13 protein-coding genes are annotated in these 12020 nt (G+C 75.1%); 4 read left to right on the forward strand and 9 right to left on the reverse strand.

Annotated features, from left to right (window positions below; translation table 11 throughout):
* Positions 1-38 precede the first annotated feature (38 nt).
* Positions 39-689: a class I SAM-dependent methyltransferase gene (locus tag AB0G74_RS31640; protein WP_361153336.1), complete on the reverse strand. Its 651-nt coding sequence runs from the start codon at positions 687-689 to the stop codon at positions 39-41.
* A 218-nt stretch (positions 690-907) separates the two neighbouring features.
* Positions 908-1045: a hypothetical protein gene (locus AB0G74_RS31645; RefSeq protein ID WP_361153339.1), complete on the reverse strand. Its 138-nt coding sequence runs from the start codon at positions 1043-1045 to the stop codon at positions 908-910.
* 98 nt (positions 1046-1143) lie between these two features.
* On the opposite strand from AB0G74_RS31645, the gene AB0G74_RS31650 reads away from it, so the two are divergent.
* A complete protein-coding gene (locus tag AB0G74_RS31650; RefSeq protein ID WP_361153342.1) occupies positions 1144-2718 on the forward strand; it encodes an MFS transporter in 1575 nt (524 codons plus the stop codon).
* A 96-nt stretch (positions 2719-2814) separates the two neighbouring features.
* Here the strand turns inward: AB0G74_RS31650 and AB0G74_RS31655 are convergent, their stop codons facing one another.
* From AB0G74_RS31655 to AB0G74_RS31670, 4 genes are all read right to left on the reverse strand, one after another.
* Positions 2815-3381, reverse strand: coding sequence for a response regulator (locus tag AB0G74_RS31655; RefSeq protein ID WP_361153344.1), 567 nt, complete (start codon positions 3379-3381; stop codon positions 2815-2817).
* Positions 3382-3463: 82 nt separating this feature from the next.
* Complete coding sequence (locus AB0G74_RS31660) at positions 3464-4009, reverse strand: hypothetical protein (RefSeq protein ID WP_361153346.1); 546 nt, start codon at positions 4007-4009, stop codon at positions 3464-3466.
* A 268-nt stretch (positions 4010-4277) separates the two neighbouring features.
* A complete protein-coding gene (locus AB0G74_RS31665) occupies positions 4278-4442 on the reverse strand; it encodes a hypothetical protein (protein WP_361153349.1) in 165 nt (54 codons plus the stop codon).
* 122 nt (positions 4443-4564) lie between these two features.
* Complete coding sequence (locus tag AB0G74_RS31670; RefSeq protein WP_361153351.1) at positions 4565-5899, reverse strand: hypothetical protein; 1335 nt, start codon at positions 5897-5899, stop codon at positions 4565-4567.
* A 401-nt stretch (positions 5900-6300) separates the two neighbouring features.
* Between AB0G74_RS31670 and AB0G74_RS31675 the strand changes: the two genes are divergently transcribed.
* The 3 genes from AB0G74_RS31675 to AB0G74_RS31685 are packed head-to-tail and all read left to right on the forward strand — an operon-like array spanning position 6301 to position 9151.
* Entirely contained in the window at positions 6301-7140 is an 840-nt protein-coding gene (locus AB0G74_RS31675) for a Nif3-like dinuclear metal center hexameric protein (RefSeq protein ID WP_361153354.1), read from the forward strand.
* Positions 7137-7880: a C4-type zinc ribbon domain-containing protein gene (locus AB0G74_RS31680; protein ID WP_361153371.1), complete on the forward strand. Its 744-nt coding sequence runs from the start codon at positions 7137-7139 to the stop codon at positions 7878-7880. The genes AB0G74_RS31675 and AB0G74_RS31680 overlap by 4 nt, the downstream gene beginning before the upstream one ends.
* Positions 7880-9151 (forward strand): bifunctional RNase H/acid phosphatase, encoded by a 1272-nt coding sequence (locus AB0G74_RS31685; RefSeq protein ID WP_361153356.1) that lies wholly within the window; start codon positions 7880-7882, stop codon positions 9149-9151. The genes AB0G74_RS31680 and AB0G74_RS31685 overlap by 1 nt, the downstream gene beginning before the upstream one ends.
* Positions 9152-9507: 356 nt before the next feature.
* Here the strand turns inward: AB0G74_RS31685 and eda are convergent, their stop codons facing one another.
* The 3 genes from eda to AB0G74_RS31700 form a co-directional block, all read right to left on the reverse strand.
* Positions 9508-10137, reverse strand: a complete 630-nt coding sequence (gene eda / locus AB0G74_RS31690; protein WP_361153359.1) for a bifunctional 4-hydroxy-2-oxoglutarate aldolase/2-dehydro-3-deoxy-phosphogluconate aldolase — start codon at positions 10135-10137, stop codon at positions 9508-9510.
* A 161-nt stretch (positions 10138-10298) separates the two neighbouring features.
* Complete coding sequence (gene yaaA, locus AB0G74_RS31695) at positions 10299-11099, reverse strand: peroxide stress protein YaaA (RefSeq protein ID WP_361153362.1); 801 nt, start codon at positions 11097-11099, stop codon at positions 10299-10301.
* Between the two features lie 139 nt (positions 11100-11238).
* Positions 11239-11538 (reverse strand): hypothetical protein, encoded by a 300-nt coding sequence (locus AB0G74_RS31700; protein ID WP_361153365.1) that lies wholly within the window; start codon positions 11536-11538, stop codon positions 11239-11241.
* Positions 11539-12020 lie beyond the last annotated feature (482 nt).

Genomic DNA, 12020 nt, shown 5'->3' on the forward strand with positions numbered 1-12020 from the left:
TCGTAGTGCGACACGACTGCGAGGGTAGACCCGGGAGGTCAGATTCCCGGGGCGATCCGCCGCAGGACACGGAGCGAGTCGGTCGCGGAGACCTCGGCGAAGGCGCCGGACGCGAGGGCCCGCAGATAGACGTGGTACGGCGGGCGGCCACCGTCCGCCGGATCGGGGAAGACGTCGTGGATCACCAGCAGCCCGCCGTCCGCGAGATGCGGCGCCCAGCCCTCGTAATCCCCCTGGGCGTGCTCCTCGGTGTGGCCGCCGTCGATGAAGACCAGCCCGACCGGGGCCGCCCAGACCCGCGCGACCTGCGGCGACCGCCCGACGATCGCGATCACGTGGTCCTCCAGGCCCGCCCGCGACAGGGTCCTGCGGAAGGTCGGCAGGGTGTCCATCCGGCCGACCTCCGGGTCGACCACCGACGGATCGTGGTACTCCCAGCCCGGCTGCTGCTCCTCACTGCCCCGGTGGTGGTCGACGGTGACGGTGATCGTCCCGGCGTCCCGGGCGGCGGCGGCCAGCAGGATCGTGGACCGCCCGCAGTACGTCCCCACCTCCACCAGCGGCAGTCCCGAACCGGCCGCCGCCACCGCCGCCGCGTACAGGGCCAGGCCCTCACCGGGCGGCATGAATCCCTTGGCCGCCGAGAACGCGGCGAGAACCTCCGGTGCGGGGGTGGGGGTGTGGCTCATGGCGGATCCTTCGATGGTGCGGGCGCGGCGGACGCCGCGATCGTTCGTACGGACGGCCCGGGTACGGCCGTTCGGGCCGCTACGGCCCGGCCGCCCATGGTGCACCAAGGAAGCCGGCCGCTCCGGGGCGGGTCGCCCCGGAACGCGGCGGCCCCGGGGCTCGGGTCAGCGGCCCCGGGTGTCGGAAAGGTGACCCGGGCGCGGCCCCGGGCCTCAGGTCAGCGGCCCTGCCGCAGCCGGACCTCATGGGCATCGAGCGGCAACTCGGGCGCGCTCCGCCGGTGCGGTGGGGTCAGCGCCGACCGGACCCGCGCCCCGGCCGGCCGGTCGAAGGGGACGACGGTGGCCGGTGACACCTCGTCCCGCCCGGTGCTCGCCGGAGGGTATGGCCGGGGGTGCGGGAGTTGTCCACAGGGCGATGCGCGCGGCGGCGGTCACTGCGACCATGGCGGACATGTCCGAACCTCGCCGACGGTCCTGCGTGCCCAACGAACCCTCCGCCGTCCCGCCGCCCGACGCCGCGCGCTCCGCCGCGCCCGGCCCCGGATCCGGGGCGGGGGCCGGAGCGCTGGCCGCCGCCGCGACCTCGGCCGCCGTCCCGCCCCCGGCGGTGCCGTCCCCGGCCGCGGCCCCGGACGCCGCGCCCCGGCGCCCGGGGCGCACGTGGCTGGTGCTGGCCGCCGCGTGCGCCGGTCAGTTCCTGGTCGTGCTCGACGTCTCCGTGGTCAATGTGGCGCTGCCGTCCCTCCGCTCCGACCTCGGACTCTCCACGGCGGCCCTGCAGTGGGTGCTGAACGCGTACACGATCGCCTTCGCCGGACTCATGCTGCTCGGCGGGCGGGCGGCGGATCTCTTCGGCCGGAAGCGGATGTTCCTGGTCGGACTCGGGCTCTTCACGGCCGCGTCCCTCGCGGGCGGGCTGGCCCAGGAGGGCTGGCAGCTCCTCGCCGCCCGCGCGGCCCAGGGCCTGGGCGCCGCCGTCCTCGCCCCGGCGACGCTCACCATCATCACCGCCGCCGTTCCCGTCGGCCCGGCCAGGACCCGGGCGATAGCCACCTGGGCCGCCGTCGGCGCGGCGGGCGGCGCTGCGGGCGGACTGGTCGGCGGGGCCCTGACCGAGCTGCTCTCCTGGCGGTGGGTGCTGCTGATCAACGTGCCGATCGGCGTGCTGGTGCTGGCCGGAGCGGCGATCTCACTCGCCGAGGGCCGCCGCGACCGGCAACGGCGACTGGATCTGCCGGGCGCCGTGCTGGTGACCGCCGGTCTGGTCGCCCTGGCCTACGGCATCGTGGAGACCGAGACCGCCGGATGGGCCGCCGCCTCGGCGCTGCTGCCGCTGGCCTTCGGGCTGGCGCTGCTCGGACTGTTCGTCGCCGTCGAGTCCCGGACGGCGGCCCCGCTGATGCCGCTGAAGTTCTTCCGGTCGCGGACGCTGAGCGCGGCCAACGCGACGATGCTGATGATCGGCTCGGCCTCCTTCTCCTCCTGGCTCTTCATGACGCTCTACGTCCAGAACGTGCTGGAGTACTCGCCGCTCGAAGCCGGCCTGGCGCTGATACCCAGCTCCATCAGCGTCGTCGTCGGCTCCAAACTGGCCCCGGCGCTGATGGCGAGAGTGGGGGCGAGGGCCGTCGCCGTGACCGGTGTCCTGGTGTCCGCGACCGGCTTCGGCTGGCAGTCGGCGATGACGGCGGAGGGCCACTACCTCACCATGGTCCTCTTCCCGGGCGTGCTGATGATGCTGGGCGTCGGGCTGGCCCAGACCCCCCTCTCGTCCCTGGCGACGGCCGGAGCCGCCGCCGAGGACGCCGGGCTGGCCTCCGGGCTGATCAACACCTCCCGCACGATGGGCGGCGCGCTCGGCCTTGCCGCCCTCGTCACCGTGGCCGCCGCCCGCACCGACGGCCGTACGTCCCCGGAGGCGTACACCGAGGGCTACGCCCTGGCATTCCGCTGCGGCTCCGGGGTGTTGCTGGCCGCGGCGGTCCTGCTGCTCCTCTGGCTCCCGCGCGGCGGCCGGGACGCGTAGAGGTCCGGCGGGGCCGGGTGGGAAGGGCCCGGTTCGGCGGAGTCGTACGCGGGGGAGCGGCGGGCCGGGCGCGCGGGGGCGGCGCGGGGGCCCGGGTCAGGCGTCGTTGGTCGTGCCGGTCGTGCCGGCCGTGTTGGCCGGGCCGGCGGCCGGGGACTTGCCCGCCCGGCCGGTACGGCGTGTGCCCCGGCCGCGCGGTGTGCGGGCGGTTCCGGCCGACGGCGGAGGCGGTGGTGCGAGGGCCGGGTCGATCACCTTCTCGCCGGTCAGGGACCGGCGGACTGCCTGGACGAGGTCGTCGAGCGGGCCGTCCTTGACCAGGAGACCCGCCGCGCCCGCGGCCAGGGCCCGTTCCGGATAGCCGGGGCGGGCGGAACCGGCCAGGATCAGCACCCGGCAGTCGGGCCTTTCGGCGAGCAGCCGGACCGTGGTGTCGAGGGCGTCCTCGCCATCGGCCAGTACGGCGTCCAGCACGGCCACGTCCGCGTACCGGTCCCGGGCCGCGAGCACCGCTTCCGAGCCCCGGTCCACCTCCGCGACCACCGTGAAGTCGGGCTCCAGCCCCAGCAGCAGCGCCAGTCCGCCGCTGGTCGTCCCCCGATCCCCGGCGAGCAGGATCCGTACGGACACGGCCGGGCGATGATCCCGGGGCATTTCCTCCATATCGGCAGGGTATGCCGCGGTCCGCCCGGCCCTTCGCACGACACGGGCCGGACTCCTCGCCCCGTCCCACGCGCCGCGCCCGTCACAGCTCGGCGCAGATCCCCCGGGCCGTCTTCAGATGCCCCTTCGCCTCGTCGTCCACCGCGAACCGGCTGGCGATGATCGCCTGTGCCTTGCGGATGGCGTCGTGCAGCGGCTGGTGGGCGCTGTCCCCGTCCGCCGCCGCGCCGGAGAACGCGTAGGCGGCCGAGAAGCGGAGCATGGGGGCCTGGGAGTCCCCGGACTTCTTCGGTACGAGGGCCGACTCGTCGACCCCGGCCAGTGCCTCGCAGGCCGCGCGGGCGTCGTCCTTCGCGGTCGGACTCCCCGCCCGGCCGCCGCCGTCACCGCCCTCGTCACCGGCGAGGGCCCAGGCGCCGCCCACCGCGCCCGCGCCGATCAGCAGGCCCGCCAGCGCCGCCACGATCAGCGGCCCCTTGCCGCGCCGGGGCGGATCCGCGGGCGCGGGGACCGGTGGTCCGTAGGCGGGGCCGGGCGGTACGGGCGGCGTTCCGGGCGGACCGAACGGTTCCGGCGGTACGGAACCGTCGCCGGGCTGCTCCGGGGACGGCGGGTTCTGTGGCTGCATCGCGCCACCCTACAAACCGCCCCCAAGACCGAAAGGCCCGGTCACGAAGGCGGAAGCATTTCGTGACCGGGCCCTGACGAACCGATTCCGGCTAGGCCGTGTCGTCAAGATGGCGCCGTCCGCCCGCAGGGCGGGGCCCGCGGCGTCCGGTGCGTGCAGTCGCAAGGCGGAGGGGTTCCCTCGTACTGGACGTACTTGGGAAATCCCGACAACGCGGCGAATGTGCGTGCCGGGCGTCGCGGGCCAGGCGCAATTTTGACGACACGGCCTAGCGGGCCCCGGGCTTGCGGTGCTTGCCGTGGGGCTCGCCCGCCGAGTCGTCCGGAGCGGCCGGCCCCCGGTGCTTGCCATGGGCCTCCGCGCCGGCGGCTTCGGCGTGCGGCCCGCCGTCCTGGGACTGGGCAGGGGGTGCGTCGGTACGGACTTCAGACATGGTGTGGAGTTTCCCCGTCGTGGTTGCTGATCGTCGAACTTCACCGTTCACCGCGGTTCGCCGCCGACCGACGGGACCGGAAGTCGCCGTCGAGCAGGCGAACTACCCGCAGGTCGGAGAGTTTAACCAGCCCGGCCGACACCCCTGAGCGGTGCCTGCTGCAACGGAACGGGCCGCACCGCGACGGGGAGTTGCCCGCCCGGGACCTCGGCCGCGACGGACTCCTGGGACCCGGACCCCACCCCTTCGGCGGTCCCCTCGACGGCGACTTCGACCGCCTCGGCCGCCTCAGCCGTCTCGCTCTGCCCCACCGCCCCAACTGCCTCGACCGCCTCGGCCGGTTCAACTGCCTCCAGCGGCTCGGTCGACGGTTCCGGTGACGGCTCGGCCGGAGGCGTCAGCAGGGCCGTACCGCACGGCACCGCCGCCGTCGCGTACGGCAGCCGGAGCGTGCCCCGCTCGTCCCAGCGCCCGGCCCCCGGGAACCAGCCCGCGGGCGCGGCGCGTTGGTACAGCCGCCGGCCCTCCGGCCGCCATACGCCCAGCCATCCCGCCCCCCGCGTCGCGACGGTGAACGCCACCGCGCAGCCCTCGGGCCGGAGCACCTGGCCCGGCTGCGCGGCGAACGGCGTCACCACCGCCGCCGGGACGCGCAGGCAGTCGGGGAAGCGCACCGGTCGCTCACTGCCCAGGACGCCCCAGCCGATCCGGTCGTCGCCCGGCGCGTTCGACCGGACCACCAGCAGCCCGCTGTCCGGCTCGGCCAGCAGCAGCCGGTCGTCGCTCTCCGGGGCGATCTGCAGCAGCGGCGAGACCTCGCCGCCGCGTTCCAGGTCGACGGCGACTGCCTTCACCGGCCCGCCGTCGTGCCGCCGCTGGTCGAGGGCGAGCAGCCGCCCCGTACGGTCGAGCCAGACACCGCCGGTGCAGCGGCCGGGGACTTCCGCGACGAGTTCGGGCCCGAACCCCTTGTCGGCGACCTGCCAGACCGCCGTCGACGTCCGGCCGGGGACCAGGACGTGCGCACGGGTCCCGCAGGGGGTCGGCGGCAGGAGCCGGACCTCGCCCGGGACGCCCGGCGGCGGCTCGACTCCGCCCAGCGGCAGTTCGCCCGTCTCCGGGCCGGTGGGGTAGAGGAGGGAGAACAGTCGCCGTCCGCCCACCCGGCGGTGGATCAGTACCCGCCCGTCGGCCAGCGGCAGGACCTCCGAGTCCCGCTCCTCCGGCTGGTGGGCGGGGAGCGGTACCGCGTACGGCTCCGGTCCGCCGAGGGTCCACCGCTCCGGGAACAGGGCCTCGTCCCGGCCCGCCAGCCGGGCCGCGTAGGCCCCGTCGGCGGAGAGTACGAGCCGTGCGGAAACGGGCGTACGAACGGGCTGGCCGCGGCCCTTCCGGGCGGCCGTGCTCGGCAGCACGATGGTGGACGTCGCCGTCGTTTCGACGGTACAGGCTGTCATCGGTCCGTCACCTCCGGCCACGAAGCTAGATTTCGTACTTCCTGCCGAACAACGCCGTACCGGTCACTTCACACAAATGGGCGACCGCCGGGTGATTCCGTACCGGGTGAGGGACGGGATGTGCTGCCCGGACGGACGGGGTGACGGGGTCCCGGGCCTTGGCCGCGTTGAGCTGGAACGTTTCGGCATCGGGTGGGGCCCGGCGGTCGGCCACGGGAACGGCCGCCCGACTGTTCCGGGCCGTACGGCCACTCGGCGGCGGCCCCGTGCCCCGCCGCCCCCGGACTCCCGGCCCGGGGGTCCGGGAGCCACCGCCACTCGTACACGCCGGTGTGATGATCGGGCCGGAGTTGTGGACAGGGCAGGCCGAGGGGTGACGGGGCGCGGGTAACCTGTGTCCCGTGCCCCGCCTCTCCGAAGTCATCGCCGCCCTCGACGCCCTGTGGCCCCCCGAGCGGGCCGAGCAGTGGGACGCCGTCGGGACCGTCTGCGGCGACCCCGACGCCGAGATCGACCGGGTGCTGTTCGCCGTCGACCCCGTCCAGCGGATCGCGGACGAGGCGGTGGCCCTCGGCGCCGGTCTGGTCGTCACCCATCACCCCCTCTATCTGCGGGGGACGACGACGGTCGCGGCGGACCATTTCAAGGGCCGGATCGTCCACACCCTGATCAAGAACGACATCGCGCTCCATGTCGCGCACACCAACGCGGACACCGCGGACCCCGGTGTCTCGGACGCCCTCGCGGGCGCGCTCGACCTGCGGGTCGTCGGACCCCTGGTGCCGGACCCCACCGACCCCTCGGGCCGCCGGGGCCTCGGCCGGATCTGTGAGACGCCCCACCCCGAGACCCTCGCGGCCTTCGCCGAGCGGGCCGCGAAGCGGCTCCCGGCGACCGCGCAGGGCATCCGGCTCGCGGGTGACCCGGACGCCACGGTGCGCCGGGTCGCGGTCAGCGGCGGCTCGGGCGACAGCCTCTTCGACGCCGTGCGCGCCGCGGGCGTGGACGCCTTCCTCACCGCCGACCTCCGCCACCACCCGGTCTCCGAGGCCACCCAGCACTCCCCGCTCGGACTGGTGGACGCCGCGCACTGGGCCACCGAGTGGCCGTGGTGCGAGCAGGCCGCCGCGCAGCTCGACGCGATTTCCGACCGGCACGGCTGGGGCCTGCGCGTCCATGTCTCGGCCACGGTCACCGATCCCTGGTCATCCCATACCTCTTCCTCTGGAGCCCCCAACTGAACGCCGCGCCCGCCGACCAGATCCGACTTCTCGACGTCCAGAACCTGGACGTACGCCTCTCGCAGCTCGCCCACAAGCGGAAGTCGCTGCCCGAGCACGCCGAGCTGGAATCGCTGACCAAGGACCTCACCCAGCTCCGCGATCTGCTGGTCGCGGCGCAGACCGAGGAGAGCGACACCGCCCGCGAGCAGACCAAGGCGGAGCAGGACGTCGACCAGGTGCGGCAGCGCGCCGCCCGCGACCAGCAGCGGCTGGACTCCGGCGCCATCACCTCCCCCAAGGACCTGGAGAACCTCCAGAAGGAGATCGTCTCCCTCGCCCGCCGCCAGGGCGATCTGGAGGACGTCGTCCTCGATGTGATGGAGCGCCGCGAGGCCGTCCAGGAGCGGGTCGCCGAGCTGACCTCCCGGGTCGAGTCCGTCCAGGCCAAGGCGGACGACGCCACCGCCCGCCGGGACGCCGCCCAGCAGGAGCTGGACGACCAGACCGCGACCGTCACCAAGGAGCGGGAGACCGTCTCGGCCGCCGTCCCCGCCGATCTGCTGAAGCTGTACGAGAAGCTCCGCGTCCAGCAGGGCGGGGTCGGCGCCGCCCGGCTCTACCAGCGCCGCTGCGAGGGCTGCCGTCTCGAACTGAACATCACCGAGCTGAACGACGTCCGCAAGGCGGCGTCGGACACCGTGGTCCGCTGCGAGAACTGCGGCCGGATCCTGGTCCGGACCGGCGAGTCCGGGCTCTGATGGCGACGTTCGTCGTCGAGGCGGACGGCGGATCCCGGGGCAACCCCGGCCCGGCGGGCTACGGCGCGGTGGTCCTCGACGCCACCACCGGCGAGACCCTCGCCGAGGCCGCCGAGTTCATCGGCGTGGCCACCAACAACGTCGCCGAGTACAAGGGCCTGATCGCCGGGCTGCGGGCCGCCCACGAGCTCGCGCCCGACGCGACCGTCCGGGTCCGGATGGACTCCAAGCTGGTCGTCGAGCAGATGTCGGGCCGCTGGAAGATCAAGCACCCCGATATGCGCCCGCTGGCGGCGGAGGCGGCGAAGATCTTCCCCCGCTCCGCCGTGACGTACCAGTGGATCCCCCGGGAGAAGAACAAGCACGCGGACCGGCTCGCCAATGAGGCGATGGACGCGGGCAAGCGGGGCGAGCAGTGGGAGCCCGCGCGCTCCACGGCCGCGCTCGGCACCGCCGGGACGTCCGCCGCCGAGCCCCGGACCGTCGGTGACGCCGCCGCGGGCGCCGCCAAGGCGCGGGCCGCCCTGCGTACCACGGTGCCCGAGACCGAGCCCCGGGCCGCGACGGCCGGGGAGCGCGTCAACGGTACGGATCTCACCACCCCCGCCGCCGCGCCCCTCGGCTGGGCCGCCCCCGCCGACCTCGGCGCCCCCACCACCTTCGTCCTGCTGCGCCACGGCGAGACGGCGCTCACGCCCGAGAAGCGGTTCTCGGGCAGCGGGGGCGACGATCCCGAGCTGTCCCCGGCCGGGCTGCGGCAGGCGGAGGCCGTGGCGGCGGCGCTGGCCGCCCGCGGCACGATCCAGGAGATCGTCAGTTCGCCGCTGAAGCGCTGCCGGCGGACCGCCGAGTCGGTCGCGGCCCGGCTCGGGCTCGACGTCCGGGTCGAGGACGGGTTGCGGGAGACCGACTTCGGCGCCTGGGAGGGACTCACCTTCGGCGAGGTCCGGGAGCGCTATCCCGACGACCTCTCCGCCTGGCTGGACTCCGCGAAGGCCGCGCCGACCGGCGGCGGCGAGAGCTTCGCCACCGTCTCCCGCCGGGTGTCGGCGGCCCGTGACCGGATGATCGCCCGGTCGTCCGGGCGCACGGTCCTGGTGGTCACGCATGTGACCCCGATCAAGACCCTGGTCCGGCTGGCGCTCGGCGCCCCGCCGGAGTCGCTGTTCCGGATGGAGCTGTCGGCGGCGTCCGTCTCCGCGGTGGCCTACTACGGCGACGGCAACGCCTCGGTACGCCTCCTGAACGACACCTCGCACCTCCGCGGCTGACCCTCCGGCCCCCGTGCCGCCGGGCGCGGGGGTACGGGACCCCGGCCCCGCGTGCCCCTCGAACAGGGGCGCGGCGGGGCCGTCGTACAACCGGGGCCGGTCATCCCCGGCATCCGACGGGGCGTGCCGGGCTCCGGCGCGCGATGTCGCCGGGGCGCCCCCGGCTCCGGGCCGGCGGCGACACGATCGGCGGCACCGGACGCCGCCCGAACCGGGACGGGGAGCCGTCGGCCGCTACGGGACGAGACGCCAGGCCGTGCCGGACGGCGAGGGCGCTCCGGCGGGGCGCCCGGGCCCGCAGGCCCTTGAGCACCCCGGGCCCCCGAGGTACCGGGCCGAGGTGCCGGGCCGGGGTGTCAGGACGCGGCCGGGCGCGCCAGTTCGGCCGCCTCCGCCGCGAGGTCCCGGATCCGGGTCCAGTCCTTGGCCGCGATGGCGTCCGGCGGCAGCATCCAGGTGCCGCCGACACAGGCCACATTGGGCAGGGAGAGATAGACGGCGGCTGACTGCCGCGAGATGCCGCCCGTCGGGCAGAACCGGGCCTGCGGCAGCGGACCGGCCACGGACTTCAGATAGGGCGTGCCCCCGGCGGCCTCGGCGGGGAAGAACTTCATCTCCGTCACGCCCCGCTCCAGCAGAGCCACGACTTCCGACACCGTGGAGACGCCCGGCAGGAACGGCACACCCGAACTCCGCATGGCCGCCAGCAGCCCGTCCGTCCACCCCGGGCTGACCAGGAACCGGGCCCCCGCCCGGACCGCCGTCTCCACCTGCTCGGGGGAGACGACCGTACCCGCGCCGACCACGGCCTCCGGCACCTCGGCGGCGATGGCCCGGATCGCGTCCGGCGCGGCCGGGGTCCGCAGCGTCACCTCGATCGCGGGCAGTCCGCCCGCGACCAGCGCGAGGGCGAGGGGGACGGCGTCCTCGGCGTTCTCGATGACGACGACGGGGATCACGGGCGCGAGATCAAGCACGGAGGTCATAGAGGCCATCCTGCCGGGACGCCTCATTGTCTGCAACGGTCGTTGTGCATGCTGCAACGGGCATGGGTTTCAGTTTTCCGACGGTTCGACGGTTCGGCGTTCCGGTGCCGGTTCGGAAGTGCGACGGTCCGGTGTTCCGGAGCTTCGGGCCGGTGGTCCGCTCAGTGGACGCTGCGGACGACCACATCGAGCGCCCACGGCCGGTCCGCACGGGACGGCGGCTCGGCCTCGACCACATGTCCCAGCTCCCGCAGGGTCTCCACCAGCCGGGCGGGGTCCTTCGGCCGGGCCCCGGAAACCAGCAGGTCCCGGACTATCCGGCCCTTGGTCGCCTTGTTGAAGTGGCTGACCACGGAACGCTTCTCGACCCCGTCGACCACCTGGGAGTGGAGCACCCGGACCGTCGCCGTCCGCCCCGCCACCTCGCCCCGGGGCTTCCAGGCCGCCGCATAGGCCGACGACCGCAGATCCAGGACCAGTCCACCACCGGCGGCCTCGGGCAGCGCCGACTCCATCGGCTCCCGCCAGTGCGCGGCCAGCTTCCCCAGCCGCGGCAGCTGGACACCCATGGAGCAGCGGTACGACGGGATGCGGTCGCCCACCCGCACCGCACCCCACAGCCCCGAGAAGACCAGCAGAGACGCACGGGCCCGCCGCTTGGCGGCGGCGTCGAGCGTCGCGAGACCCAGCGCGTCGTAGAGGACGCCGGTATAGATCTCCCCGGCGGGCCGTGCTCCGGCCGTCCGCAGCTCCACGTTCTTGGCGATCTCGCCCCGCAGCCCCTGGCTGAGACCGAGGACCTCCGCCGCCTTCTCCTCGTCGGCGGCGCACAGCTCGACCAGCTCGTCGAGTACGGCGGCCCGCGCGGCGCCGAGACCGGGCAGTCCCAGCGACTCGGGCTTGAGCGGGGCACCGCGACCGGAGGCGGCCTTGCCCTCGGACGGCGGCAGCAGCACGAGCACGAACGTTCTCCTCACAGAGCGGTACGGGGAGGCGGGGCGGCGCCCCGCGCAAGCGTACGCCTCCGCGGAGTCCGGGCCGCCCGGGGAGGAGTACGGGCGGCCCGGCCCCGGAGCGGTCGGCGGCGGGGCCGCCGACCCGTCATTGAGTGGACACACTTATCCCCAGTGGCCAGGTCGAACGCTGGTCCGGCCGGACGATGCCGATCGTCGGCCCGCCGCAGCCCGCCCGGTCGTGGACGAAGACGTAGTTGTTCGTCCGGTTCTCCACGACGAGGGGGCGGCGGGCGCTGGTGAAGCAGCCGCTGGGGTCGTGGTGGACGGTGCCGTTGACGATCAGCTCACCGGTCCCGGCGCGGGCCGGACTCGTGGCCGACGGCACGCCGACGGCCAGACTCGCGGCGGCGGCGAGGGTACCGAGCACGATGGGGAGACGGCGCATGACGATGACCTCCGGGGAGACGATCGAGGGTGGCGGCCGGACCGGGCGCCGGATGCGCACGGAAGTGAGCGGGCGCGGACGGGTCGTAGCTCCGCGGTCCGTCTCACCGGCCCCGCGCAATCCACGTTAGGCGGCGACGCGGCTACGTACAGTCACCCTTGCGGGTGAACGCGACGGCGCCGCCCTCGGCCCCCGGTGAAACCGCAGGCAGCGCGCCCGGCTGCGGCGCAAACCCCGCTGGCGTACCCTCGCCACGGCCACGGCCACGGCCACGGCCACGACCACGACCTGAAGCTCCGCCGCACCCCGGGGCCCGCCGACCCCGTACCCGAGCGCCCCACCCGGAGCACCCGCCAACCGCCCCGGCCCCGGGCGGGCCTGCCGCGCCACGCCCCTCCCCGGCCCACCACGCCCCTGTCCGGCCCCGCCCGGCCACAGCCCCGCCCCCCGCCCCCCCCCGCCCGCCGATGCCCCGCGCGCCG

Source organism: Streptomyces sp. NPDC020875, assembly GCF_040641415.1.
Taxonomy (GTDB): Bacteria; Actinomycetota; Actinomycetes; order Streptomycetales; family Streptomycetaceae; genus Streptomyces.

Excerpts from the sequence above, each read along its gene's own strand:
- AB0G74_RS31650 (WP_361153342.1), top strand. The coding sequence starts at position 1,144 with ATGTCCGAACCTCGCCGACGGTCCTGCGTGCCCAACGAACCCTCCGCC.
- AB0G74_RS31640 (WP_361153336.1), bottom strand. The coding sequence starts at position 689 with ATGAGCCACACCCCCACCCCCGCACCGGAGGTTCTCGCCGCGTTCTCG.
- eda (WP_361153359.1), bottom strand. The coding sequence starts at position 10,137 with ATGACCTCCGTGCTTGATCTCGCGCCCGTGATCCCCGTCGTCGTCATC.
- AB0G74_RS31700 (WP_361153365.1), bottom strand. The coding sequence starts at position 11,538 with ATGCGCCGTCTCCCCATCGTGCTCGGTACCCTCGCCGCCGCCGCGAGT.
- AB0G74_RS31660 (WP_361153346.1), bottom strand. The coding sequence starts at position 4,009 with ATGCAGCCACAGAACCCGCCGTCCCCGGAGCAGCCCGGCGACGGTTCC.
- AB0G74_RS31655 (WP_361153344.1), bottom strand. The coding sequence starts at position 3,381 with ATGGAGGAAATGCCCCGGGATCATCGCCCGGCCGTGTCCGTACGGATC.
- AB0G74_RS31665 (WP_361153349.1), bottom strand. The coding sequence starts at position 4,442 with ATGTCTGAAGTCCGTACCGACGCACCCCCTGCCCAGTCCCAGGACGGC.
- AB0G74_RS31685 (WP_361153356.1), top strand. The coding sequence starts at position 7,880 with ATGGCGACGTTCGTCGTCGAGGCGGACGGCGGATCCCGGGGCAACCCC.
- AB0G74_RS31670 (WP_361153351.1), bottom strand. The coding sequence starts at position 5,899 with ATGACAGCCTGTACCGTCGAAACGACGGCGACGTCCACCATCGTGCTG.